This is a genomic window from Streptomyces sp. NPDC045695 (genome assembly GCF_056432025.1).
Genome location: NZ_JBWKJU010000010.1, coordinates 263,587 through 288,814, shown reverse-complemented (window position 1 = coordinate 288,814; position 25,228 = coordinate 263,587). Strand labels below are relative to the sequence as shown.

The window sequence follows — 25,228 nt, the reverse complement described above, 5'->3', positions numbered from 1 at the left end:
TCCAGACGAAGGCCGCTTCCGCGTACTGCGGTTACCGAACCGAGCGATCAAGTTCGATGCACCGTTCGACGCCGAAGGTTAAAGATCAAGCTAGGACAGTTCGGCTTCGAGGAGGTCCGCGGCCCGGCGCGTGCCGCCCTCGGTGGCCATCTGGGCGCGGACCGCCTCGGCCCGGGCGGCGACCGCGGGGTCGGCGGCCAGGGCGAGGACCGCCTCCCGGAGGCTCGCGGCGTCCGCCCGCTCCATCGGGAGGTGCCGGGCCACGCCGAGGGATACCAGCATGTCGGCGTTGGCGAACTGGTCGACGGCCTGCGGGACGGCGACCATCGGGGTGGCGGTGGCGAGCCCTTCCTGGCTGCCGCCGGCGCCCGCGTGCGTGATGAAGGCGTCGGCCTGGCGCAGGATGTCCAGCTGGGGAACCCAGCGGTGGACCTCGACGTTGGCGGGGATCTCGCCCAGGTCGGCCTCGTCGGTGAACGTGCCGATTTGGAGGACGACATGCCAGTCGGGCAGGTCCGCGAAGGCGTCGATGCAGGCGCGGTAGAAGACGGGCTGCTTGGTGAAGGTCGAGCCGAGGGAGACCAGCACGACCTTCTTGCCGTCGGCCGACGCCGGGCGCTGCCAGCGCCCCTGGGTCGCCGCACGGTCGCCCTGGCAGGCGCCGACGAAGGTGTGGACGGAGGAGTCGACGCGGTCGGCGTTGGGCTGCAGGACACGGGGGATCAGGACGAGACTGCGGCGCGGGCGGCTCTGGAAGCGGTCGACGTGGTCGCTGAGGCCGTTCTCCCGCAGCCACGCGCCGAACCGGGCGTAGTAGGCCCGTCCGCGCTCGGACGCCTTCAGCTCGGCGAACATCGGCGCGGCCACCTCCTCCTCGTACCCCTCCCAGGCGACGAGGTTGGGCGAGAGGGAGACGGCGGGCACGCCCCACCGGTGGGCGAGCACGGGCGCCGGGTAGGAGGTGATGTCGTGGACGACGAGATCCGGTGCGTCGCCCGTGAAGGCGGCGGCGAGCTGCGGGAGGGCCTGGACGGCGTCGTCCAGGAAGGGCTCCAGGTGGTCGATGAGCTCGGTGCCCCAGGCCTGCGGGTCGTCGTCGGTGGGGAGGGTGGAGGTGTAGATCACGGGTGTGGCGCCGGTCTGCGCGATCTTCTCGGCGAAGGCGGCGGGGATGGCGTAGCTGACGCGGTGGCCCCGGGCGACGAGTTCCCGGATCACTTCGAGGCTGGGGTTCACGTGGCCGTGGGCGGCGATGGAGAACATGGCGATGTGTGCGGGCTTCGCTGAGGTCATGCCCCGACGATAACGAGACGAGACGTCTCGTGCAATTGTTTTCCATCGGCTCCGGCGTCCGGATGGGAGACTTGGCGCATTCACGACGACCCGGATCCGGAGTACGAGATGGACGAGGCGCGAGCCAGGGACGTACTGGCGGCCGCCGGCCTCGGCGGCGGCGCCGCGCTGCTGGCCCTCGGCGAGAACGCGGTCTTCGCGCTCGGCGAGCTGGTGGTCAAGGTGGGCCGCGCGGACCCCGCCCTGACGGCGCGGGCCGGGCGCGAACTGGCCGTCGCCCACTGGCTGGAGCAGGCCGGCATCCCCGCGGTCCGCGCGGCCGAGCCGCAACCGCGGGTGGTCACCGGGCACCCGGTGACGCTGTGGCACCGGCTCCCGGACGCCGTGCGCCCCGCGGGACCGGCGGACCTCGCTGCGCTGCTGCGGCGGGTCCACGCCCTGCCCGCACCACCGTTCCCACTGGCCGCACGGGATCTGCTGGGAGGCGTCGAACGCTGGCTGCGGCTGGCCGGCGACGCGATCGACCCGGCGGACGCGTCCTACCTGCGGGCCCGCCGCGACGCCCACGCGGCCGCGATGGCCGGGCTGGTTCCCCGGCTGTCCCCGGGCCCGATCCACGGCGACGCGCTGCCGCGCAACGTCCATGTCGGCCCGGACGGCCCGGTCCTGGTCGACCTGGAGACCGTCTCGGCCGACCTGCGCGAGCACGACCTCGTGGTGATGGCACTGGCCCGCGACCGGTACGGGCTGCCCGCCGAGTCGTACGCGGCGTTCACGGCGGCGTACGGATGGGACGTCCGCGACTGGGAGGGCTGCGCGGTGCTGCGCGGGGCCCGCGAGACGGCGAGCTGCGCCTGGGTCGCCCAGCACGCCCCGACCAACCCGAAGGCGCTGGCCGAATTCCGCCGCCGCGTGGGCTCGTTGCGCGACGGCGCGTCCGAGCTCCGCTGGCACACCTTCTGAAGCGCCCCGCGCACCCGGGCGTCAGGCCGTCAGGCCGTTCAGGCCGTCAGCCCGCCAGGCCATAAGACGGCCGTTCCGCACCGTCCCGACCCTCCCGCGCGGCTGGCGCAGCCCGTGCAGCCCGTGCGGCCGGTGCAGCCCATGCGGCCGGTGCAGCCAGTGCAGCGGGTGCGGCCCGCACGGCCGGTGCGGCCCGTGCTGGTGAACCCGTCCGGCCAGAGGACTACGCACCCGCCGGAACCAGCCCCCGCAGTGGCCAGGCCGTGTCGATCACCGCGTCCGGGGTGCCCTGGCGGCGCAGGTACGACTGGAAGTCCCGGGCCCAGCGGGCGTGCCAGGCGCCCTGCCGCGCGTGCAGGTCGGCCGGGGTGAGCGCGGCCACCTCCGGATGCCGCTCGGCTATCGCGCGGGCCACTTGGACCGCGGCCAGCGCGTCGGCCCCCGCGTCGTGGGCGTCCTCCAGGGTGACCCCGTACACCCCGCAGACCGCCTCCAGCGTCCGCTTGCCCCGCCGGTAGCGGTCGACGGCGCGGTCGATGGTCAGCGGGTCCACCACGGGCCCGGTCTGCGCCCCGCCCAGCCGGTCGGCCAGTGACGGCAGCCCGTGCCGGGCCAGTTCCGCCGAGAGCAGGGTCAGGTCGAAGGCCGCGTTGTACGCGACGACCACCGCGCCGCGCCGCCAGTGCCCGACCAGCGCCCGCGCGACCTCGTCCGCGACCTCGCGCACCGGGCGGCCCTCGGCGACCGCCCGCTCCGTGCTGATCCCGTGGATCGCCGAGGCCTCGCGCGGGATCGGTATCCCCGGATCCGCGAGCCAGCCGCGCCGCTCGCCGACCACCGCGCCCCGCACCTCGACCAGTGCCGCCGTCACGATCCGCGACTCCCCCGGCTCCGTGCCGGTCGTCTCCAGGTCGAACCCGATCAGCACACCGCCGTGCCAGTCCTCCACCCCGTGCCCCTCCCCCGTACCCACCTCGTCAACGGCTTTCAGCCTGCCACGGGGCACTGACAAGCCGGACGACGCCCCCTCACGACACCGGGCGGGAGTCCTCCCACATCGACTCGAACTCCTCCCGGTACGTCGTGAACAGCCCGTGGTCCGCGTCCTTCGGCACACCGCGCCCGCCCCCTCGCAGCACCAGGACCGGGGACTCCATGCCGCGCGCCCGCCGCAGGTACGACTGGACCACGGCGATGCCCGAGGACTCACCCTCCACCAGGTAGGCGGTGAAGCGGGGCGTCTCGTCGAAGACGTGGATCTCGAACCGGGAGGGGTCGCGCAGGCCCGCCCGGACCCGGCGGACGTGCAGGATGTTCATCTCGACCGAGCGGCTCAGCTCGCCCTTGCGCAGCCCGAGCTCCCGTTCGCGCCGCTTGACCGCGCTGCTCGCCGGGTTCAGGAACAGCAGCCGCACCCGGCAGCCGGCCTCCGTGAGCCGGACGAGTCTTCGGCCCGAGAAGTTCTGGACCAGCAGGTTGAGCCCGATGCCGATGGCGTCGAGCCGCCGCGCGCCCCCGAAGAGGTCCTCCGCCGGGAGCTGGCGCTGGAGCCGCACCCGGTCGGGGTGGACCGAGATGACGTCGGCGTACCGGTCGCCCACCAGGTCCTCGACGGCGTCGATCGGCAGCCGGTCCGCCGAGGGGCTGCCGGCGCCCGCGTCCAGCACCTCCAGCAGCCGCGCCGAGGCCCGCTCCGCCTGCTCCAGCACCGGGCGTGACAGCGCCCGGTTGCGGGAGACGACGTTGCGCGTGACCTCCAGCTCGTCCAGGGCCAGCTCGATCTCGCGCCGGTCGTCGAAGTACGGCTCGAAGCACGGCCAGTGCTGGACCATCAGCTCCCGCAGCTGCGGCAGGGTCAGGAAGCTCAGCACGTTGTCGTCGGCGGTGTCGAGCAGGTAGCCCTTGCGCCGGCTGACCTCGCGCACGGCCACCGCCCGCTGCACCCATTCCTGTCCGGCGGGCCCGGCGGCCGCGACCACCCAGTCGTCGCCGCCGTGCACCGGCTCGTAGATGGGCCGCAGCACCGCCCCGACCACCGACCGCAGCCGTTGTTCGATCAAGTTCAGCCAGATGTACGCACGGCCCGCGCGCTGGGCCCGCGTACGGACCTCGACCCAGGCCTCCGCGCCCCAGTCCAGCTCGGCGCCCGCGGATCCCGGACCCCGCGCGCTGCCGGGCGCCGCCGTACCGCCCGCCAGGGAGACCGCCCCGGCGGCGATCCCCACCGGTGCCCCCTCGGGGGCACTCCCCGGTGCGTCCGCCGGGCCACCCTCGTGACTGCTGTCACCAGGGGGCAGCTCCAGACCTCCCGAGCTCACCCGTGCACCGCCTCCTGCGTCTGGACGCCCGTCTCCAGTGATCACGGAAGGGTACTCCGCGCGTGCGGCCCGCTGCAGCCCGATGGTCCGCACGCCGACTGCCCGTTGACCCATTATCGGATGCCCGGACAGTCCGTTGACCCGCCTATCGGCTCTGCGGGTCACCCGGTAGGACCCCTGCCAAGTCCGCGACTGGCAGCCCTCTTTCGGGGAAGATCTGCCAGTGACGTGGTCCACGCCGGATCAGCCGGGCCATCCGACAACCAGGAAAGAGTCATCGTCTATGCAGGTCTGGCCGGGACAGGCGTATCCGCTCGGTGCCACGTACGACGGCGCCGGCACCAACTTCGCGGTCTATTCGGAGGCCGCCCGACGCATCGAGCTGTGCCTCCTGCACGACGACGGATCCGAGTCGGCCGTGGAGCTGCGCGAGACGGACGCCTTCGTCCGCCACGCGTACCTGCCCGGCATCATGCCGGGCCAGCGCTACGGCTTCCGTGTCCACGGGCCCTACGAGCCCGAGCGCGGACAGCGCTGCAACGCGGCGAAGCTGCTGCTCGACCCGTACGCCCGGGCCATCAGCGGCAGCGTGGCCTGGGGCGAGCAGGTGTACGGCTACCACTTCGGGCGCCCCGATTCGCGCAATGACCTGGACTCCGCCCCGCACACGATGAGTTCGGTCGTGGTGAACCCGTACTTCGACTGGGCCAACGACCGGCCGCCGCGCCACGAATACCACCACACCGTGCTGTACGAGGCCCACGTCAAGGGCCTGACCATGAACCATCCGGACCTTCCCGAGGAGCTGCGCGGCACCTACGGGGCGCTCGCGCACCCCGCGGTCATCGGCCACCTCGTCAAGCTCGGCGTGACGGCGCTGGAGCTGATGCCGGTGCACCAGTTCGTCAACGACCACCGCCTGGTCAACGACGGGCTGAGCAACTACTGGGGCTACAACACCATCGGCTTCTTCGCCCCGCACAACGGCTACGCCTCCGGGGACCGGGGCCAGCAGGTGCTGGAGTTCAAGTCGGCGGTGCGGGCCCTGCACGAGGCCGGGATCGAGGTGATCCTGGACGTGGTCTACAACCACACCGCCGAGGGGAACCACCTCGGCCCCACGCTGTCCTTCCGCGGGCTGGACAACGCCTCGTACTACCGGCTGGCGGACGACCCCCGGCACTACATGGACACCACGGGCACCGGGAACTCGCTGCTGATGCGCTCCCCGCACGTGCTCCAGCTGATCATGGACTCGCTGCGGTACTGGGTCACCGAGATGCACGTGGACGGCTTCCGGTTCGACCTGGCGGCCACGCTGGCCCGCCAGTTCCACGAGGTGGACCGGCTGTCCTCGTTCTTCGACCTGGTCCAGCAGGATCCGGTGGTCAGCCAGGTGAAGCTGATCGCGGAGCCCTGGGACCTGGGCGAGGGCGGCTACCAGGTGGGCAACTTCCCGCCCCTGTGGACCGAGTGGAACGGCAAGTACCGCGACACCGTACGGGACTTGTGGCGCGGGCAGCCGCGCACGCTCGCGGAGTTCGCGGGGCGCCTGACGGGCTCCTCGGACCTCTACCAGGACGACGGGCGGCGCCCGCTGGCGTCGATCAACTTCACCACCTGCCACGACGGTTTCACGCTGAACGACCTGGTCTCGTACAACGAGAAGCACAACGAGGCGAACCGGGAGGGCAACCGGGACGGCGAGAGCCACAACCGTTCCTGGAACTGCGGGGTGGAGGGTCCGACCGAGGACCCGGAGATCCTGGAGCTGCGCGAGCGCCAGATGCGCAACTTCACGGCCACCCTGATGCTGTCGCAGGGGGTGCCCATGCTCAGTCACGGCGACGAGTTCGGCCGCACCCAGGGCGGCAACAACAACGCGTACTGCCAGGACAACGAGCTGTCGTGGGTGCGCTGGCCGGAGCCCGGCAAACCGGCGCCGTCCCTGCTGGAGTTCACCCGGCGGATGGTGTGGCTGCGCCGCGACCACCCGGTGTTCCGGCGGCGCCGGTTCTTCCACGGCCGCCCGGTGGAGGGCACGCACGACGAGCTCTCCGACATCGCCTGGTTCACCCCGCACGGCGAGGAGATGCGGGCGCGGGACTGGCAGGCGCAGCACGCGCGGGCCCTGACCGTGTTCCTCAACGGGGAGGCGATCTCCGAGCCCGGCACGCGCGGGGAGCGGATCACCGACGACTCGTTCCTGCTGATGTTCAACGCCGGCGCGGAGCCTCAGGACTTCACCGTCCCGGCCGGGCACGGCGCGCAGTGGCGGCTGGTGGTGGACACCGCCCGGGCGGACGTACTGCCCCCCGGCACGGGGCCGCAGTACGCGGCCGGTGACCGGGTGGCGCTGACGGGACGGTGTCTGGTGGTGCTTCAGCGCCCGGCGTAGGAGGCGCCGCTCTCCCCGGCCACCGGCGCCGCGGCCCCGCCGGCGGCCGGGCCGGGGAGGGAGGCCTTGACGGTGTGCGTACGGGCGGCGGGCACCCTGGTCACCAGGGCGAGGGTCAGACAGAGCGCGGCCGCCCCCACGGCCACGGCGAAGGCCCCGGCCGGGCCGTACGCCTCGGCGAGGCGCCCGCAGACGACGAGCGCCACGGCCTGCCCGGCCACCAGGCAGCTGGCCGCGAAGGCCATCGACGCGGAGAGGCGGGCCGGCTCCACGGCGCGCTCGGTGAGGGCGAAGGCGGTGATCAGGTGGGGGGCGTAGGCGGCCCCCAGCACGGTGACGACGGCGTACAGCGGCCCCAGGCCGTCGGTGACCAGCAGCGGCGCGGAGAGCACCAGGGCCGCGCCGGTCGCCACCCGCCAGCGCAGCCGCAGGCCGAAGCGGGCGGGCAGCGCGCCGAGGCCGAGGCCGACGACCGCGCTGACGACGCCCATCGCGGAGTAGACGACGGCGGCCTGGTCGGGCACGCCCAGCCGGACGGTGAGCGCGGTGATGCCGGCCTGGCAGGCTCCGAACATGGCGCCCTGGAGGGCGAGCGAGCCGCGTACGGCGTGGACGACGCCCGGGGGCCGGGCCCGGCGCCCCGGGCCCCGGGGCGGCGCGGGCGACCCGGCCGTGACGGCGGCGGTCGGGTGCAGCGCGTAGACGGTGCCGAAGACGGCGACGAGTCCGGCCGCGCCGGCGAGGGCGACGGCAGGGTGCGCGAAGAGCGCGGCGAGCCCCACGAGGGCGGGCCCGAAGACGAACGAGACCTCGTCCAGGGTGCCTTCGAGTGCGTGGACGGCGCCCACGACGCTCTCGTCGGACCCGGCGCGGCGGGCCAGGGCCACGGAGCGGGTGCGGGCGAGCGGCCCGATCAGCGGTACGGAGGCTCCGGTGAGGGCGCCGATCGCGGCGAGCGGGACGGTGGCCAGGTGGCCGAGCGCCCCGGCGACCAGAGCGGCGGTGGCGACGGCGTTGACGGCGGCCGCGGCCAGGACCACGGACCGCTGCCCGTTCCGGTCGGCGAGCCAGCCGAGGACCGGTCCGCAGAGGACTTGGCCCAGGGAGAGGGCGCCCGCGACCACACCGGCGGTGGCGAGGGAGCCGCTGGTCCGGGCGACCAGCAGGAAACTGCCGAACTGTGACATCGCGACGGGCAGTCGGGCGAGGAAGGAGACGAGGGGGAGGAGGGGCCCGGTCAGGGCGATGACTCTTCGATAGGTGTAGACGGTTCCAGCCACTTGATCGACGATAACCGGGTGCAGTCACCCGGATGCATGGGGTAATGGCACGGAATCCGGCAGGCTGGGTACGTACGTTCTCATGAGCCAGCCGCACTCGACCACCGAATCGGAATCTGACCTTCCGGCATCTGTCACCCCCGCGTCGACCTACCGCCTCCAGCTGCGTCCGGAGTTCCCCTTCGCGGCGGCCGAGGCGGCCGTACCGCACCTCGCCTCCCTCGGCGTGTCGCACGTGCACCTCTCCCCCGTCCTGGAGGCCGTCCCCGGATCGGCCCACGGGTACGACGTCACCGACCACTCCCGCGTCCGGGCCGAGCTCGGCGGTGAGCCCGGGCTGCGGTCCCTCGCCGCGGCCGCCCGGGCGCACGGGCTCGGCCTGGTCCTCGACATCGTGCCCAACCACATGGCGGTGCCGACGCCGCTGCGCCTGAACCGGCCGCTGTGGGAGGTGCTCCGGGACGGGCCCGGCTCGCCGTACGCCCGCTGGTTCGACATCGACTGGGAGGCCGGCGGCGGGCAGGTGCTGCTGCCCGTGCTCGCCGGACCGGTGGAGTCCTGCGAGCTGCGGGCCGACGGCGAGGTGCTGCGCTACGGCGAGCAGGAGTTCCCCCTGCGCGAAGGGACCGCGGGGATGGCGCTGCCCGAACTGCTCGCCGCCCAGTGGTACCGGCCGGCCTGGTGGCGCGAGGCCCGCATCGGCCTCAACTACCGCCGCTTCTTCACCATTTCCGATCTGATCGGGGTCCGGGTGGAGGACCCGGAGGTGTTCACGGCCACCCACGCGAAGGTGCTGGAGCTGGTCCGGGACGGGGTCGCGCAGGGACTGCGGATCGACCACGTGGACGGGCTCGCGGACCCGGAGGAGTACCTGCGGCGCCTGCGGGCGGCGGCCGGAGACGGCTGCTGGGTGGTGGTCGAGAAGATTCTCGCCCGCCACGAACGGCTGCCTTCCACATGGCCGGTGGCGGGCACCACCGGATACGACGCGCTCCACCGGGTGGACGGGGTCTTCACCGATCCGGCGGGCGCCGCCGACCTGGCCGACCGGTACGCGAAGTCCACCGGCCTCCCGCCGTGGGCGCAGACCGCCCGGGCCTGTGCGCGGGAGGTGCTCACCGGCGACCTCGCCGCCGAACTGCGGACGCTGGAACGCCTGGCCGGTCCGGAACTGGCCCATGCGGTCCAGGAGTTGCTGATCGCCTACCCCGTCTACCGGCCGTATCCCGGCGAGCCGGAGCCGGACCCGCAGGCCCTGGAGCAGGCCGCCGCGCTGGCCGGTCCGGACGCGGTGGCCAGCGTACGGGAGCTGCTGCTGCGCGATCCGGCCTTCGCGGCCCGCTTCGCCCAGACCTCGGCCGCCCTGCGCGCCAAGTCCCTGGAGGACCGGGCCTTCTACCGGTACGCGCCCCTGCTGTCGGCCACCGAGGTCGGCGGGGCGCCGGGGCAGCCGGCGGTGTCCGCCGCGGAGTTCCACGCGTACTGCGCCGCCCTGGAGCGGGACTGGCCCGCGGCGGGCACGGTGCTGTCCACGCACGACACCAAGCGCAGCGCGGACGTCCGGGCGCGGATCGCGGCGCTGTCGCAGGCGCCGGAGCTGATGGACGCCCCCGCCGGCCCGGACCCCCACCTGGCCTGGGTGGCCCGGCAGACCGCGCTGGGGCTCGGCCCGGTCCCCGACGTCGTGCCCCGGCTGACGCAGGCCCTGCTCAAGTCGGTCCGCGAGGCCGCCCTGCGCACCAGCTGGACCGACCGGAACGAGGACTACGAGGCGGGCGTCCCGGCGTACGCACGGGCCCCCCTGGACCTGCCGCCGGAGCTGGCGCGGGCCGCCCGGGCCAACCTGCTCGGCATGACCGTCCTGCACCTGGCGATGCCGGGCGTCCCGGAGGTCTACCAGGGCGCCGAGACGGAGCACCGGGCCCTGGTCGACCCCGACAACCGGCGTCCGGCCCACTTCCCGCGCCGGGAGCTGGCCCGGCTGGACGCGGGGGCCGCCCCCGACGGCCCGGCCGAGGAGAAGCTGGCCCTCACGGCCGGCCTGCTGCGGCTGCGCCGCGACCGGCCGGAGCTCTTCCGGGGCTACACCCCCGTCCGGGCCAGGGGCCCGGCCGCCGATCACCTGGTGGCCTTCACCCGGGCTCCCGGCCTGCTGGTGGCGGCCACCCGGCTCTCGCACCGGCTGGCCGGTGCGGGCGGCTGGCGCGACACCGTCCTGCCGCTGCCGCCGGGCCGGTGGATCCCGCCGGAGGACGGGCCCCCGCACCGGTCCTACGAAGGCCGGACCCTGCTGTCCGAACTGCTGGCCGCCCGGCCCGTGGCGGTCCTCCTGCGCGAGGAGTAGCCGGGGGCCCACGGCTGCGGCGCCCCCGCGGGGGCGCCCCAGCCGGCCGAGGCCTTGGCCAGGGATTTCCTCCCGAGATTCGGTGAACTGCGGGGCGCGCACAGCAGTAGGGGCCCGGCCCGGCGGGCATGGCATCCCTTGTGACTCTCCTCCGTGACATGCGCTACCCCACACCGCAGGAGCTCGGGCTGTCGGCCCGTGCGCTGGCGGACGAACACCCCGGCGCGGCGCGGCTGCGCCAGGCCGGCACCTCCCGGGCCGGGCAGCCGCTGTGGGTGCTCTCCGTCGCCCCCGTGGGCGCGGGCACCCGCAACGTCCTCGTCGTCGCCGGGGCACACGCCAACGAGCCCGTGGGCGGCGCCACCGCGCTCTCGCTCGCCCGGCGCGTCCTGGGCGACCCGGCGCCGCGGGCGGGCTGCGGCTGGCACTTCCTGCTCTGCGCCGACCCGGACGGCGCGGACCTGCACCGTACGCCCCGCCCGTACTCGCTCCTGGACTACCACCGGAACTTCTTCCGGCCGCCCGGCCCCGAACAGCCCGAGTGGGCGCCGTCTTTACTGCCCCCGGACCGGCTGCCGCCCGAGACCCTGGCCCTGACCGCGCTCATCGACGAGCTGCGGCCCGTCCTCCAGGTCTCCTTGCACGCCACCGATCTCGGCGGCTCCTGGGTCCAGCTCACCCGTGACATACCGGGCCTCGCCGAGCCGTTCGCCAAATCGGCCGCGGAGCTGGGCATCCCGGTGGAGAACGGCGCCTCCGACGCCGCCGGCTGGCCCTCCCCAGGGCCGGGGATCTTCGTGATCCCGCAGCCGGGGAGCGAGGCCGCCGGGGCCTTCCACCCCGAGGACACCCGGCTCAGCACCTGGTACCACGCGCACCGGTACGCGGGCACCACCGCCGTCGTCGAAGTCCCCATGTGGGCCTCCGACCTGGTGGACGATCCGGCCCCGCACCCCGATCCGCGCAGGGCCCTGCGGATGATGGCCGGGCGGCTCACGGCGGACGCCGCGCTCGTCGCCGCCGTGCGGGAACGGATTCGGTCCGGTTCGCTGCCGTACGAGGACCCGGCCGCGGGCCCGCTGCTGCGCGCGGTGGACTGGACGCTCGGCCTGATCCCCCGGATCACCGTCGAGTGGACCGGCGACGGGGCCCCGGCGGACGCCACGGCCGCGTACATCGCCAGCATCGACGCCTTCGGGCGGCGGATGTCGCTGCGCGCCGCCGCGATGCTGCTCCGGGTGCTGCGCGCCCAGGGGCATCCGGCGGCGCCCGGGCTGGACCGGCTGGTCACCGGCTGGTGCGAGGAGTTCGCGGCCCGCTTCGGTGCCCGCTGGGTCCCGGTGGCCACCCAGGTCGAACACCAGGCCCGGACCGTCCTGGCGGCCTACGAACGGCTCGTGGCGGCCGGAGGGTAGGGGGCGTGGCGTGGCTCACGGGGAGAGGCCGTCCCAGAACGCGCACGCGTGTGCGGAGTACGCGTCGACGGGCTGGATCCCGCCCGGTCCCGGAGCCAGCGACTGCACCGGCGGCGCGTGGGGCGACGCCGCGCGGAGGCCGGGCCAGAGCGGGGCGTCGGCGCTGTTCGGGTCGCCGGTGCGGGCGAAGTGCGTCCAGTAGCCGACCATCCGGTCCGAGAGGGCGCGCTGCCCGTCGTTCAGCGGCTGCTCGGTGGGGACGGAGGTGAACAGGAACGGCATCTCGAAGCCGTGCGCCGCACCGTAGGGGAAGCCCGGGTTCGCCGGCAGGCCGGCGAGGACGGGGGCGTCCGGGCCGTTGAACTCATAGCCGTACAGGGGCAGGCCGGGGGCGTGCGCCGCGAGGGCCCGGCCGGCGGCCAGCGTGGTGCACACGAAGGACCGGTCGGTCAGCGCCGCCGCCCAGGCCAGCGCGGGGGAAGGATGCCGCGCTGCCGGATACCGCGCCTCGACGGCCGGGGCCGCAGACCCGAAGGCCTCCGCCAGACGGGCGCGGTAGTCGCCCTCGGTGCTGATCGGGAACGCCGCGAGCGACAGGCCGACGAACATCCGCATCTCGTCGTGGTTGGTGCCCAGGACGACCGGTACGCGGTGGAAGCGTCCTGACGCCAGCGCCCGGCCGGGCGCCTCGGGCAGCAGCCCGTTGCCGAAGGCGGGCCGGTTGAAGGACTGCATCAGCTGCGGGGTGGCGAGACGGTCCGTGCTCTGCCCGCGCAGGCACGCCAGCACCTCGTCCCCGTCGCCCTCCGTGCAGCCCAGCTGCCGGGCGGCCTGCGCACCGGCCGTCTGGACATCGGCCTGTGCGGCGAACGGCTCGTACGCCGGTGTTCCGGGACCGAGCGCCCCGCGCGGGAAGGACGTGAGGCAGGAACCGCTCTGGAGGACGGCCCGCTGGAAGAGTCCGGCGGCCGTCGGCGAGGTGAGGTGTGCACAGATGCTGAGGGCGCCCGCGGACTCACCGAACAGCGTGACGCTGCCCGGATCGCCGCCGAAACGCGCGGCGTTCCCCCGCACCCAGCGCAGGGCGGCCTGCTGGTCCGCCAGGCCGGACGGCGGGGCGGCGCCCAACGCGGAGTGGCCGAAGTAGCCGAAGACGCCCAGCCGGTAGTTGACGGTGACGACGACGGCGTCGCCCTGGACGGCCAGCCGTTCGGCGCTGTAGTCACTGCCGGAACCGCCCAGGAACGCACCGCCGTGCAGCCACACCAGCACGGGCCGCTTCTTCGCGCCCGGCTTCGCCGTCGGCACCGTGACGTTGAGGTAGAGGCAGTCCTCCGAGCCGGTGACCGCGCCCGCGCCGGGGGCCGGCATCTGCACACAGCGTTGGGCCGGCCTCGTGGCGTCCCGGACGCCCTGCCACGCGGCGGCGGGCACGGGGGCACGCCAGCGCAGCGGTCCGGTCGGCGGCGCGGCGTAGGGAATGCCGTCGAAGGTGGTGTACGCGTCGTGGGACAGGCCGCGCACCAGGCCCCGGTCGGTCCGTACGACCGTACCGCCCTGTCTCTCGGAGTCAGGGGTTCCGGGGCCCGCGCCCGCCGCGGGTACGGCGGTGGCCGAGAGCAGGGCCACCGCGCACAGCAAGGTCAGGAGCGCCATGCGGAGTCCGGCTTTCGCGGAGGGAAGCGGCGCGGGTGCTGTCGGGGTCTGGGTCAGGGTCGGGGGCATGTCCACCACCGTTCTCGGGGGTCGGGGAGGGCGCGGGACGCGGCGGTGCGCGGCCGCACGGTCCGGTCGGGCCGGAACGAGATCTGAGCTGCGAGAACGGTCCGGACCGACCCGTCAGTGATCCCTACGCTAGGACCTCCCCCGCACTGGAGGTTCAAGGGACTGTGACGCACGACACGTGGAGCATCGGTGAACTCGCGGCCGGCACGGGCGTGCCCGTCAAGACGCTCCGCTACTACTCGGACAGCGGTCTGCTGCCCGTGGCCTCCCGCAGCACCGGCGGTCACCGCCGCTACGGCCCCGAGGCGTGGGAGCGGATCCGGCTCATCAGACGCCTGCGGGCGCTGGACACCCCGATCGCGACCATCACGCAGGTGGTCACGGGTGAGCGCACGCTCGGCGAGCTGGTGTCGACCGAGCTCGAAGCGGTGCAGGAACGACTCACCGAACTGCGGTGGCGCGAGGCCACGCTCAGGTCACTGGACGACTGCCCGGGCGAGGAACGGCTCCGGCGCCTGGAGACGCTCTCCCGCGTGCAGCGGCTCCCCGAGGCGCACCGCACGCTCACCGACCACTGGTACCGCGAGCTGTCCGCGGCCCTGCCCGAGCGCCGGCTCGACATCATGGTCGCCATGCTGGCCCCCGCCCCGCCGCAGGACCCCGTCCCCGCCACGGCGCTGGCCTACGCCGAGCTGCACCTGCTCATCGCCACGCCCGGTTTCACCCGCTGGACCCAGGACCACGACGAGGAGATGAGGCAGGGCCCGGCCTTCTACGCGGAGATCGACGAAGCCGCCGCCCTGACGGCCGCCGCTGTGGCCCGGGGCCTGCCGCCCTGCGCCGGGGACGCGGTGGACGCGTTCGTGTCCGCCCACGCGCGCGCCCGGCGGGAGTCGGACACCCCCGCCTTCCGCGCACACCTGCACGGGGTGGTGTCCCGGTCGTCCGGCTTCGACCCCCGCCTGCAGCGGTATTGGGGCCTGGTCGCCGCCGCTACGGCCGGGCGGGTGCTGAACATGACGGTGGCGCATCGATGGCTCACCGACGGGCTGTCGCTCTCGATCGCCACAGCGAACGGCCGGGGCGGCTCCGGGGGCCGCGCTCAGGACCCCGCGGGGGTCACGGGCAGGGCGTAGCGGCGCTTGGGGTGGGCGGTGGCGCCGAGCCGGTCGTAGAAGCGGATCGCGCCCTCGTTCCAGTCGGGGGTCTGCCACTGGACCTGGTCCATGCCGAGCTCGCGGGCCAGGCCGGTCACGCCGTCCATCAGGGCGGCGCCGAGGCCGAGGCCGCGGGCGTCCTGCGCCAGGTAGAGGCAGTCCATGTGGAGGTAGTGCCGGGCGTCCCAGAAGGAGAACTCGGCGGAGCAGGAGGCGTATCCGGCGACCACGCCGTCCGGGGTCGCGGCGAGCAGCACCCACAGCCGCGCCTCCTCGGCGAAGAGCTGGGGGCCGAGCCGGCCGGCGAGGTCCGGCGGGCGCGGCGCCGACTTCTCGTACGCGATGTGCTCGTGCATGAGCTCGACCAGGCGGGGCAGGTCCCCGACCCGTGCACGGCGGATGACGCAGGCGTGTTCCATGGCCTCCATCCTGCGCCGTGCCTCCCGGCGGCCAGTCGGCGGGTCCCGCCGGGACCTATCCCGCGGACAGCCGGAAGGTCATCTTCCCGAAGCTGATCTGGTCCCCGTCCCGGACCACCGCGGAGCCCGTCACCCGGCGCCCGTTGACGGCGGTCCCGTTGGTCGAGCCGAGGTCCCTGAGCACCCACACCCCGTCCCGCAGGCTGAGTTCGGCGTGCGCCCGGGAGACGGTCTCGTGGCTGAGCCGCAGCCCGTTGCCGGGGTCGCGCCCGATCCGCAGGGCTCCCGAGCTCGGGTGCGGGAGCAGCAGCTTGGGCAGTTTCTCGGCGGCCCAGGCCTGCCGGACGCCGACGGACACCGCCGAGGCCCGGCCGACCCAGCCGAACAGCCGCCGGGTCCACGGGCTTTCGGCGCCCTGCCTGGCCTGGAGGTCGGCCGTGAGGACGGCGAGGTCCTCAGAGCGGCGGGCGACCAGGGCGAGTTCCATGCGGCGCAAGAAGGTGTCGTGGGACAGCTTGCCGAGGGCGGCCCCTTCCCTGAGCTGGCCCAGCGCCCGGTCGCGCTCGGCGTCGGACAGCCGCGGCGCGGGGAAGGCGGGAATCTCGAAACTCGACGTCACAGGGTGATTGTCGGCCCGTCGGGGCCGGAGTGTCCAGAACTCCCCCGCCGCGCCCGGAATGATGGGCACGATACGCATGCTGGACACCGCCGCAGACGAGGGGACCGTCCGTGCAGTTCGAGGTGTGGGCACCGCTGACCGGTCGGGTCGCCGTGCGACTCGACGACGCCACCTACGAGATGGCGCGCGATCCGGACCGGGACGGCTGGTGGACCGCGCAGGCCCCGGCCGCCGACGGAAGCCGCTACGGGTTCCTGCTGGACGGCGACCCGGACCCGCGGCCCGACCCCCGCGGCCGGCGGCTGCCGGACGGGCCCGACGGCCTGTCGGCGGTGGTCGACTTCGAGGCGCTCGCCCCGCGGCGCACACCGCCGCGCACCACGCTCCAGGACGCCGTCCTGTACGAGCTCCACATCGGCACCTACACCCCCGAGGGCACCTTCGACGCCGCGGCCGCCCGCCTCGGGCACCTCGCCTCCCTCGGCGTCACGCACGTGGAGCTGATGCCCGTCTGCCCCTTCCCCGGCCGGCACGGCTGGGGCTACGACGGGGTGGCGCCCTGGGCGGTGCACGAGCCGTACGGCGGCCCGGCCGGTCTGGCCCGCTTCGTGGACGCCGCGCACGGCGCCGGACTGGGCGTGGTGCTCGACGTGGTCCACAACCACCTCGGCCCGTCCGGCAACCACCTGCCCGCCTTCGGGCCGTACTTCACCGACACCCACCACACCCCCTGGGGGGCTGCGGTGAACCTGGACGCGGCCGGCTCCGACGAGGTGCGCGCGTACCTCCTGGGCAGCGCGCTGGCCTGGCTGCGCGACTACGGGATCGACGGGCTGCGGCTGGACGCCGTGCACGCCCTGGCCGACGACCGGGCGCTGCCCTTCCTGGAGGAGCTGGCCGCGGCCGTCGACGAGCTGGCGGCGGACACCGGCCGGCCGCTGTTCCTGATCGCCGAGTCCGACCGGTGCGACCCGCGCACCACCACCCCCCGCGCGGCCGGCGGCCTGGGCCTGCACGCCCAGTGGAACGACGACTTCCACCACGCCCTGCACTGCGCGCTGACGGGCGAGTCCCATGGGTACTACGCCGACTTCGCCGCCGCCCCGTTCGCCGCCCTCGCCAAGACCATGACGCGGGCCTTCTTCCACGACGGGACCTGGTCCTCCTTCCGCGGCCGCAGCCACGGCCGCCCGGTGGACCGCCGTCGGACCCCGGCCCACCGCTTCGTGGGCTACACCCAGACCCACGACCAGATCGGCAACCGGGCCCTCGGCGACCGGCTCTCCGCCTCGCTCTCCCCCGGCCTCCTGGCCTGCGCCGCGACCGTGGCGCTGACCGGGCCGTTCGTGCCGATGCTGTTCATGGGCGAGGAGTGGGGCGCCGGCACCCCCTGGCAGTACTTCACCGACCACCCGGACCCGGAGCTCGCCGAGGCGGTGCGCAGCGGCCGGCGCCGGGAGTTCGCGGCGCACGGGTGGAAGGCCGTGGAGATCCCGGACCCGCAGGACCCGGCCACCCGGGACCGCTCCTGCCTGGACTGGTCGGAGCCCGAACGGGCGCCGCACGCACGGCTTTTGGACTGGTACCGCACCCTGATCGCGCTGCGTCGCAGCCACCCCGACCTGCGCGACCCGGACCTGGCGGCGGTCCGGGTCGTCCACGACGAGGAGCGGCGCTGGCTCACCTTCCGTCGGGGCGACGTACGGGTGTGCGTGAACCTCTCCCCGGAGCCGGTGACGATCCCACTGGGCCGCAACGGCGTACGGGTACTGGCCCGTTGGGAGCCGTTCGACCCCCCGGCCCAGGACGGACGGATCCGGGTACCGGGTGAGTCGGCGGTGGTCCTGGGCCCGTGACGCCCATGACGCCTGCGACGCCTGCGCCGCCTACCCACGCTATTCGACGATCGCGAGCTCGCGCGGGGCGTTGTTGAGGCGGCGCCCGCCGTCCTCCGTGACCGTCACGATGTCCTCGATCCGGACGCCGAAGCGGCCGGGCAGGTAGATGCCCGGCTCCACGGAGAAGCACATGCCGGGGATGAGGGGCTGCTCCTCGCCCTCGATCATGTACGGCGGCTCGTGGGTGGTGACCCCGATGCCGTGGCCGGTGCGGTGGATGAAGCGGTCGCCGTAGCCGAACTCGGTGATCACCGCACGGGCCGCGCGGTCCACCTCCTGGCAGGCGACGCCCGGCCGTACCGCCGCCACGCCGGCCTGCTGGGCCTCGCGGACGATGTCGTGGACGCGCTGTTCCTCGGCGCTGGGCTCCCCGACGTGCACGGTGCGGGAGATGTCGGAACCGTAGCCGTACCTCAGGCCGCCGAAGTCGAGGACGACCATGTCGCCGTGCCGGATGACCCGCTCGCCGGCCTCGTGGTGCGGATCGGCTCCGTTGGGGCCGGAGCCCACGACGGTGAAGTCGACCTGGGAGTGGCCGTGCGCCCGCAGCAGCCCGGCCAGGTCCTCGGCGACGTCGGTCTCCCGGCGGCCGGCGAAGGGCACGTGGAGGATCTGCGCGTACGCGGCGTCGGCGGCCTCTCCCGCCGCGGCCAGGCGCTCCAGTTCGCGCGCGTCCTTGACCGCACGGAGCATGGGCAGGCAGTCGGTGAGCGGCGCGTACGAGGTGGCCGGCAACTCCCGCTGGAGCCTCAGCAGATGCAGGGCCCAGGTGTTGTCACTCACCCCGAAGCGCCCAGCGGCGTCGAGCAGGGGCGCGGTCACGCCGTACGGGTTCTCGCCGTCGGCCCAGTCCCGCAGGGTGAGCGCGGCGGCGCCGGCGGCCTTGGCCGCGTCCGCCGCCTCCAGCGCGGGCACGACGAGCACCGGGTCCTGCCGGGCGGCCAGCACGAGCAGGGTGAGCCGCTCGGTCTCGGCGGTGGGCCGGTAACCGGTGAGGTGCGTGAGGTCCGGTCCGGGGGCGATCAGCAGCCCGGCCAGGCCCGCGTCGGCGGCGCTCCGCGCGGCCTCGGTCATCCGGGCGGCGTAGTCGTCGGCGGTGAAGGGGGCCGGGCCTTCAGATGTGGCGTCACGTGTCATACCGGCGATCCTGCCGTGAGCCGTGCGGCGAGGGCGGCGGCCGCGCCGGTCGGACGGCCCGGCGAGAGGAGCTCCGTACGGTGCACCAGGCGCGGCGCGGACACCGGGACGGCGACCCCCGCTCCGGCGGCGTCGGCCACCCGGCGCGGCAGCAGGACGAGGCCGTGCCCGGCGGTGGCGAGGGCGCACAGCGCCAGCAGATCGGTGCCCTCGTAGCGCACGGAGGCACGGGCGGCGGTGAGCGGCAGCCCCACGCCGGGGGCGTCGAGCCAGCGCGCGTCGGCGAGGTCGTCCAGCCGGACGGCGGCCCGCCCGGCGAAGGGGTGCCCGGCGGGCAGCAGGACGGCCAGCTCCTCCTGCGCCACGCCCGTCACGGTCAGCGGGGCCACGTCGGGCAGCCGCAGCGGATCGCTGGGCGCGGCCGGACCGTCGACGAGGCCGAGGTCGCAGCCGCCGGTGGCGACGGCGGCGGGCACCTCGGTCGCGGGCAGCACCCGCAGGGTGACCCCGGTGGGCGGCAGCGCGGCGAGCAGCGCGGGGCCGACGGCCAGCGGGGAGGCGGCGAGCGTGACCCGGCCGGGCGGCGCGGCGGCCAGCCGCAGCACGTCGGCGCGGGCGGCGTCGAGCCGCAGCAGCAGCGGCCCGGCGTGTTCGAGCAGCCGTGCGCCGGCCGGGGTCGGCGCGACGGGCCGGCGGGTGAGCAGCTCCGTGCGCAGGTCCCCTTCGAGGGCGGCGATGTGCTGGGAGACGGCGGACTGGGTGTAACCGAGCTCGCGCGCGGCCGCGGAGAAGGAGGAGAGCCTGGCGACGGCGACGAAGGTGCGGAGCAGGTGCGGATCCATGGGCATCAGGATCACTTATCGAAGGTGCAGGGACAATCGTTGGCGCTGAAGGCGGGCGCGCCCCCAGGATGATCTCCATGACCACCGCCGCACCCACTCCAGCCAGCAGCTTCACCACACCGGCCGCGAGGATCGCGAGGATCGCCCTCGTCGGCGACCGCTCCCCGCACGTGAAGTCCCACACCCGCGTCCCGCTCCTCCTCGACGCCCTGGCCTCCCGCGACGGGCTCGTCCTCGACGCCTACTGGATCCCCACCGCCGACGCCACGGCGCAGGCCGCCGCCGGCACCCTGGCCCGCTTCGACGCGGTGTGGGTGCTGCCCGGAAGCCCGTACGCCAGCGAGGCGGGGGCGCTGGCCGCGATCCGGGTGGCCCGCGAGGAGGGCATCCCCTTCCTCGGCACCTGCGGCGGCTTCCAGCACGCCCTGCTGGAGTACGCCCGGACGGTCTGCGGGCTGACCGGGGCCGCGCACGCCGAGAACGACCCCGGGGCCCAGGACCTGCTGATCGCTCCGCTCGCCTGCTCGCTCGTCGGGCACGAGGGCCTCGTACGGGCCGAGCCCGGCTCGCTCGCCGAGTCCGCGCTCGGCGCCGAGCGGTCGATGGAGCGCTACCACTGCAACTACGGGCCCGCGCCCCGCCACCTGCCGGCCCTCACCGCGCACGGCCTGCGCCTGTCGGGGCACGACGAGGACGGGCAGGTGCGCATCGCGGAGCTGCCGGGGCACCCCTTCTTCCTGGCCACGCTGTTCCAGCCCGAGCTGCACGGGGACGGGACGCGGCCGCACCCGATCGTCCGGGCCCTCGCCGTGGCGGCCGTCGCACGCGCCACCCGGCGCACGGAGGGCTCCGGCGACCGGTTCGCCGCCGCCCTCGCCGCCACCTTCGCCGGCAGCCGGTCCGCCGGATAACGCGTCGCGGGACCACCCTTCTGATCGGCTATGCTGTGCTTGCACATCGAACGGGCGGTCCGCCGCCCTTCGTGGTGGGTGTAGCTCAGTTGGTAGAGCACCTGGTTGTGGTCCAGGTGGCCGCGGGTTCAAGTCCCGTCACTCACCCTGTTGATCCCGTGAGGGGTACGAGGTTTCCTCGTACCCCTCACGGGCGTTTCCGGGGTTCCGACGCGCGCAGGAAGGCCTCGACCTCGGTCGCGAGGGCCACCGGGGTCTCGTGCGGCGGGTAGTGGCCGGCGCCGGGGAGGGTGTGGATCCGGCAGTGCGGGTACCAGACCTGCCAGGTGGCGCGCATCACGTCGGCGGTGAGCGCGAGGTCGTACTCCCCGACGAGGACCAGCACCGGGACGGTGTTGCCCTTCACCGCCGGGGACAGGTCGAGCGCCTGCCAGCTCTCGAGGTAGGCGGCGAAGGCCTCGGGGCGGGAGGCCTCCAGGGAGTGGGCGACCATGCGCTCCAGCCAGTAGCGGCTCGCCCGGTGGCCGGTGACCAGGTCGAGGATGGTCCGGCGCTTGCCGGGGTCCTGCGCGGCGCCGTAGAAGAGGGCGTGGGTCGCGTCGTCCATCGCGTAGGGCCCGGCGGGGACCGGGTTGATCCCGACGAGCTTCTCGATCCGCTCGGGGGCCCGGACGAGGACCTGCTGGGCCGCCTTGCCGCCCATGGAGTGGCCGAGCAGGGAGAAGGTGTCCCAGCCGAGCTGATCGGCGAGTTCGAGGACGTCGTCGGCGATCTCGGGCAGGCTGTGGCGGCCGGGGACGTCACGGCGCTCGCCGTAGCCGCGGTAGTCGAGGAAGGCGTACGAGAACCCCTCGGGGTCCAAGTAGTCGAGCACGGAGCCCCAGTTGGCGGTGGTGCCGAACCAGTCGTGCAGGACGATGACGCGGACGGGTCCGGTGCCGATCCGGCGGTGGGCGATGGCCATGCGTTCTCCCTCGGTGACGGGGGGCGGTGCAACCGACGCCGTACGTTCTGCCCGCCGGCCCGGCGGTCACACCTGCCGCCCACCGCGCCCGCGGCCACCGCCCCGCGGACCTCGCGGCCCTCGGAGCGACGGCTGCCGAGCGCGGCGGGAGAGCAGGTCAGACGGTCCTGATCGCCGGGTCGGAGACGCCCGGCGCTCCCGTCTCGACGTGGCCCGCGAAGCGGCGCAGGAAGGTGCTGTCCGCGTCGGAGACGACCTTCACGTCGTACCAGCGGCCCGTGGCGGCCAGGTCCGCCGTGTACGCGGCCGTACCGCCCGCCGCGACCCGCAGGGTCTGGGTCGCACCGCCGTAGGAGTTGGTCACCGTGAGGTTGACCGCGGTGGAGCCGGAGTTGGTCAGGGTCAGCCTGAGGTTTCCGGTGGCCGCGTCGTGGCGGGCCGTGACCTCGGGGCCGGCCTTCTTCGCCGGGCCCTTCCAGGTGCGCAGGAAGCCGTTGGGGCCCCACACCGTCAGGTTGATCTGGTTGCCGGTGGAGCTGCTGGTCGACCAGGTGTCCGAGAGGGTCTTGCCCGCCTCGACCGTGTACGGCCAGGGGCCGTCGGTGCGGTTGCCCGAGGTGCTGTGGAAGTGGGCGCCGAGGGCGGGACCCGACGCGAAGGTCAGGGTGAACTTGCCCGTGGAGGTGGTGGCCCTGCCGTCCACGTACGGCTGGTAGCCCAGCGCGCGGGTCGGCTTGGAGCCCGCCTCCTGCTTCGGCAGCGTGCCGGTCGCCGGCGGGGTCGGGTGGTAGGAGGGGTGGCGCTCCTTGTCCGGCGGGACGTACCCGGCCGTGGACGGCAGCGCGGCGGGCACGGCGTCGGCCCGGGTGAAGTCGAACGCCGAGGTGAGGTCGCCGCACACGGCGCGGCGCCACGGCGAGATGTTGGGCTCCTGCACCCCGAAGCGCTTCTCCATGAAGCGGATCACCGAGGTGTGGTCGAAGGTCTCGGAGCAGACGTAGCCGCCCTTGCTCCACGGGGAGACGACGATCATCGGGACGCGCGGGCCGAGCCCGTAGGGTCCGGCCGCGTAGCCGGCGCCCCCGTTGTAGAGGTCGCCGGTGACGCTCGCCGTGGACAGGCCCCACGCCGAGGAGGCCGGCGGGTACGGCGGCACCACGTGGTCGAAGAAGCCGTCGTTCTCGTCGTAGGTGAGGAACAGGGCGGTCTTCGCCCACACCGCCGGGTTCGCCGTCAGCGCGTCCAGGACCTGCGAGATGTACCAGGCGCCGAAGTTCGTCGGCCAGTTCGAGTGCTCGCTGAAGGCCTCGGGGGCGGCGATCCAGGACACCTGCGGCAGGGAGCCGTTCACCACGTCCGCGCGCAGCCGGTCGAAGTAGCCCTCCCCGGCCTTGACGTCGGTGCCGGTGCGCGCCTTCTCGTACAGGGCGCTGCCGGGCTGGGCGTTGCGGTAGTTGTTGAAGTACAGCAGCGAGTTGTCGCCGTAGTTGCCGCGGAAGGCGTCGTTGATCCAGCCCCAGTGCCCGGCCGCGTTCAGGCCGTCGCCGACGTCCTGGTAGACCTTCCACGAGACCCCGGCGCTCTCCAGTCGCTCGGGGTACGTCTTCCAGCCGTAGCCGGCCTCCTGGTTGCCGAGGACCGGGCCGCCGCCCACGCCGTCGTTGCCCGTGTAACCCGTCCACATGTAGTAGCGGTTGGGGTCGGTGGCGCCGATGAAGGAGCAGTGGTAGGCGTCGCACACGGTGAAGGCGTCGGCGAGGGCGTAGTGGAAGGGGATGTCCTTGCGGGTCATGTACGACATGGTCGTGGCGGTCTTGGCCGGCACCCACTTGTCGTACTTGCCGTTGTTGTAGGCCTGGTGGCCGCCGGCCCAGTCGTGGTCCAGGCCCTCCAGGAACTGCATCCCGAGGTCCTGGACCTGCGGGTTGAAGGGCAGGACGTCCTTGGTCCCGTTGGACTGGTAGAAGACCGGCTTGCCGTTGTCCTGGATGACCGGCCGCGGGTCGCCGAAGCCCCGGACGCCCTTCATCGCGCCGAAGTAGTGGTCGAAGGAGCGGTTCTCCTGCATGAGGACCACGATGTGCTCGATGTCCTGGATCGTTCCGGTGGTGCCCTGCGCCGGGATGGCGGCGGCCCGCGCGATGCTGTCGTTCAGCATCGTGAGGGCGGCCGTGCCGCCGGCTATCTGCAGGAACCTGCGACGGTTGAGTTCTGCCATGGCGTGACGACCTCTGCGGGTGAGGGGGGAGGCGAGGGGGCGCCCCAAGGACAGCGGTCCCGGGGGACCGGACGGAGATCCTTGTCCGACACCTGGCCGTACAGCCGGAGAACGAAAGGTCGCTCCTCCACGGCCCACGCGTCTGGCGAAGACGGTAGGCGAACCACTCACCGCACAACAGCCCCTGTCGGCACGCTCCTTCGAGGTCAGGGGGGCCGGTCGGGGTACTCATCCGGCCCGTGCGCCCATCTGAGCATCCGTACTCATGCCCGCAAGGTGGCGGCTTGTCATCGTGTGGGCATGTCCTTTCAGCCAAGTGAACCGCGGCCGCGCGCCGGGATAACCGCCGTCGGCAGCCTGTTGCCCGACGACGCGCTGTCCTCGGACGCCCTTCAGCGGGAGGTGACGCGCGGCAGTGGTCTGACGCTGCCGCCGAGACTGCTGACGCAGGCGACCGGAATCGTCTCCCGCCGCGTCGCCGCCGAGGGGGTGTACGCCTCCACGCTGGCCGTGGGCGCCGCCCGCCGGGCCCTGGCCCGCGCCGGGCTCGGCCCGCTCGACCTCGACCTGCTGGTCTTCGCCTCCGCCTCCCGGGACATGGTCGAGCCCGCCACCGCGCACATCGTGCAGGAGCGGCTGGGCTCGCGGGCCCACGCCCTGGACGTCACGAACGCCTGCAACAGCTTCGTCAACGGGATCGACCTGGCCCGCTCCATGATCCTCGCCGGGCGGGCGCGGCGGGCCCTGGTGGTCACCGGCGAGACGCCGAGCCGGGCCGTGCGGCGCACGCCCGCCGACCTGGCGGAGTTCCGCAGCGGCTTCGCCGGCTACACCTTCGGCGACGCGGGGGCGGCCGTCGTCGTGGAGGCCGTGGAGCGCGGCGGGATCCTCGACGTGGACACCGAGACCCACTCGGAGCACTGGGAGGTCGGGGGCATCCCGGGCGGCGGGTCCCGGCACCCGCGCGGGGACGCGTACACCTACTTCCGCGGCGACGGCCACGAGCTGCGGGGCGTCTTCGAGAAGGTGGGCACCGCCGTCATCGACCGGACGCTGCACCGCACGGGGATGGACTGGGACGGCTTCGCCAGGGTGCTGGTGCACCAGGTGACGGTGCCGTACCTGGAGCGGTTCGCGGAGCTGACGGGGGTGCCGGCGGAGAAGCTGGTGGTGACCGTGCCCGAGCTCGGCAACGTCGCGAGCGCGAGCATCGGCGTCCAGCTGGACCGGGTGTTCGACGAACTGGAGCCGGGGGAAAAGGTGTTGTTCGTCGGTCTGGGCGGCGGCATCAGCATCATGACGATGGTCTGGGAGAAGTCGTGAGCCG

Annotated in this window: 18 protein-coding genes, 1 tRNA gene and 1 pseudogene; 9 read left to right on the top strand and 11 right to left on the bottom strand. The window is 74.0% G+C overall.

Annotation, left to right across the window (positions count from 1 at the left end):
• Positions 1–90: 90 nt before the first annotated feature.
• Positions 91–1,373: pseudogene (gene mgt / locus AC07DU_RS20015) on the bottom strand (macrolide-inactivating glycosyltransferase).
• A gap of 28 nt (positions 1,374–1,401) precedes the next feature.
• On the opposite strand from mgt, the gene AC07DU_RS20010 reads away from it, so the two are divergent.
• Positions 1,402–2,256 (top strand): phosphotransferase, encoded by an 855-nt coding sequence (locus AC07DU_RS20010; protein ID WP_479112673.1) that lies wholly within the window; start codon positions 1,402–1,404, stop codon positions 2,254–2,256.
• Between the two features lie 223 nt (positions 2,257–2,479).
• On the opposite strand, the gene AC07DU_RS20005 is transcribed toward AC07DU_RS20010, so the two are convergent.
• Together AC07DU_RS20005 and AC07DU_RS20000 are read right to left on the bottom strand one after the other, a co-directional pair.
• Positions 2,480–3,205: a 3'-5' exonuclease gene (locus tag AC07DU_RS20005; RefSeq protein ID WP_360896135.1), complete on the bottom strand. Its 726-nt coding sequence runs from the start codon at positions 3,203–3,205 to the stop codon at positions 2,480–2,482.
• Between the two features lie 79 nt (positions 3,206–3,284).
• Positions 3,285–4,574 carry an SAV2148 family HEPN domain-containing protein gene (locus AC07DU_RS20000; RefSeq protein ID WP_360896138.1) on the bottom strand — a complete coding sequence of 430 codons (1,290 nt, stop codon included), beginning with the start codon at positions 4,572–4,574 and terminating at the stop codon, positions 3,285–3,287.
• A gap of 283 nt (positions 4,575–4,857) precedes the next feature.
• Between AC07DU_RS20000 and glgX the strand changes: the two genes are divergently transcribed.
• Complete coding sequence (gene glgX, locus AC07DU_RS19995; protein ID WP_360896141.1) at positions 4,858–6,972, top strand: glycogen debranching protein GlgX; 2,115 nt, start codon at positions 4,858–4,860, stop codon at positions 6,970–6,972.
• Here glgX and AC07DU_RS19990 read toward each other — a convergent pair.
• A complete protein-coding gene (locus AC07DU_RS19990; RefSeq protein ID WP_479112671.1) occupies positions 6,957–8,252 on the bottom strand; it encodes an MFS transporter in 1,296 nt (431 codons plus the stop codon). The two genes, glgX and AC07DU_RS19990, sit on opposite strands and share 16 nt — an antisense overlap.
• Positions 8,253–8,334: 82 nt before the next feature.
• On the opposite strand from AC07DU_RS19990, the gene treY reads away from it, so the two are divergent.
• Entirely contained in the window at positions 8,335–10,596 is a 2,262-nt protein-coding gene (gene treY / locus AC07DU_RS19985) for a malto-oligosyltrehalose synthase (protein ID WP_479112669.1), read from the top strand.
• A gap of 140 nt (positions 10,597–10,736) precedes the next feature.
• Positions 10,737–12,011 carry a M14 family zinc carboxypeptidase gene (locus tag AC07DU_RS19980; RefSeq protein ID WP_479112667.1) on the top strand — a complete coding sequence of 425 codons (1,275 nt, stop codon included), beginning with the start codon at positions 10,737–10,739 and terminating at the stop codon, positions 12,009–12,011.
• 15 nt (positions 12,012–12,026) lie between these two features.
• Here the strand turns inward: AC07DU_RS19980 and AC07DU_RS19975 are convergent, their stop codons facing one another.
• On the bottom strand, positions 12,027–13,736 hold the full coding sequence (locus AC07DU_RS19975; RefSeq protein ID WP_479112665.1) for a carboxylesterase/lipase family protein: 1,710 nt from the start codon (positions 13,734–13,736) through the stop codon (positions 12,027–12,029).
• A 164-nt stretch (positions 13,737–13,900) separates the two neighbouring features.
• On the opposite strand from AC07DU_RS19975, the gene AC07DU_RS19970 reads away from it, so the two are divergent.
• Complete coding sequence (locus AC07DU_RS19970) at positions 13,901–14,872, top strand: MerR family transcriptional regulator (RefSeq protein ID WP_479112663.1); 972 nt, start codon at positions 13,901–13,903, stop codon at positions 14,870–14,872.
• Here the strand turns inward: AC07DU_RS19970 and AC07DU_RS19965 are convergent.
• Together AC07DU_RS19965 and AC07DU_RS19960 are read right to left on the bottom strand one after the other, a co-directional pair.
• Positions 14,839–15,312 (bottom strand): N-acetyltransferase family protein, encoded by a 474-nt coding sequence (locus AC07DU_RS19965; RefSeq protein WP_479112661.1) that lies wholly within the window; start codon positions 15,310–15,312, stop codon positions 14,839–14,841. The genes AC07DU_RS19970 and AC07DU_RS19965 overlap by 34 nt on opposite strands.
• Positions 15,313–15,367: 55 nt before the next feature.
• Positions 15,368–15,931, bottom strand: a complete 564-nt coding sequence (locus tag AC07DU_RS19960; protein WP_360896162.1) for a DUF1707 and FHA domain-containing protein — start codon at positions 15,929–15,931, stop codon at positions 15,368–15,370.
• A gap of 110 nt (positions 15,932–16,041) precedes the next feature.
• Here AC07DU_RS19960 and treZ point away from each other — a divergent pair, with 110 nt between their 5' ends.
• Positions 16,042–17,787 carry a malto-oligosyltrehalose trehalohydrolase gene (gene treZ / locus AC07DU_RS19955; RefSeq protein ID WP_479112659.1) on the top strand — a complete coding sequence of 582 codons (1,746 nt, stop codon included), beginning with the start codon at positions 16,042–16,044 and terminating at the stop codon, positions 17,785–17,787.
• A 39-nt stretch (positions 17,788–17,826) separates the two neighbouring features.
• On the opposite strand, the gene AC07DU_RS19950 is transcribed toward treZ, so the two are convergent.
• Together AC07DU_RS19950 and AC07DU_RS19945 are read right to left on the bottom strand one after the other, a co-directional pair.
• On the bottom strand, positions 17,827–18,966 hold the full coding sequence (locus tag AC07DU_RS19950; RefSeq protein ID WP_479112657.1) for a M24 family metallopeptidase: 1,140 nt from the start codon (positions 18,964–18,966) through the stop codon (positions 17,827–17,829).
• Positions 18,963–19,808 (bottom strand): LysR family transcriptional regulator, encoded by an 846-nt coding sequence (locus AC07DU_RS19945; RefSeq protein ID WP_360896363.1) that lies wholly within the window; start codon positions 19,806–19,808, stop codon positions 18,963–18,965. Before AC07DU_RS19945 ends, AC07DU_RS19950 begins: the two co-directional genes overlap by 4 nt.
• 77 nt (positions 19,809–19,885) lie before the next feature.
• On the opposite strand from AC07DU_RS19945, the gene AC07DU_RS19940 reads away from it, so the two are divergent.
• Together AC07DU_RS19940 and AC07DU_RS19935 are read left to right on the top strand one after the other, a co-directional pair.
• Positions 19,886–20,719, top strand: a complete 834-nt coding sequence (locus AC07DU_RS19940; RefSeq protein WP_479031962.1) for a CTP synthase C-terminal region-related (seleno)protein — start codon at positions 19,886–19,888, stop codon at positions 20,717–20,719.
• 74 nt (positions 20,720–20,793) lie between these two features.
• Positions 20,794–20,866 (top strand) — tRNA-His (locus AC07DU_RS19935).
• A gap of 40 nt (positions 20,867–20,906) precedes the next feature.
• Here AC07DU_RS19935 and AC07DU_RS19930 read toward each other — a convergent pair.
• Both AC07DU_RS19930 and AC07DU_RS19925 read right to left on the bottom strand, forming a co-directional pair.
• Positions 20,907–21,683: an alpha/beta fold hydrolase gene (locus AC07DU_RS19930; RefSeq protein WP_479112655.1), complete on the bottom strand. Its 777-nt coding sequence runs from the start codon at positions 21,681–21,683 to the stop codon at positions 20,907–20,909.
• Between the two features lie 157 nt (positions 21,684–21,840).
• Positions 21,841–23,901, bottom strand: coding sequence for a phosphocholine-specific phospholipase C (locus AC07DU_RS19925; RefSeq protein WP_360896177.1), 2,061 nt, complete (start codon positions 23,899–23,901; stop codon positions 21,841–21,843).
• Positions 23,902–24,201: 300 nt separating this feature from the next.
• On the opposite strand from AC07DU_RS19925, the gene AC07DU_RS19920 reads away from it, so the two are divergent.
• Positions 24,202–25,224: a 3-oxoacyl-ACP synthase III family protein gene (locus AC07DU_RS19920; protein WP_479112653.1), complete on the top strand. Its 1,023-nt coding sequence runs from the start codon at positions 24,202–24,204 to the stop codon at positions 25,222–25,224.
• The last annotated feature ends 4 nt before the right edge of the window (positions 25,225–25,228 follow it).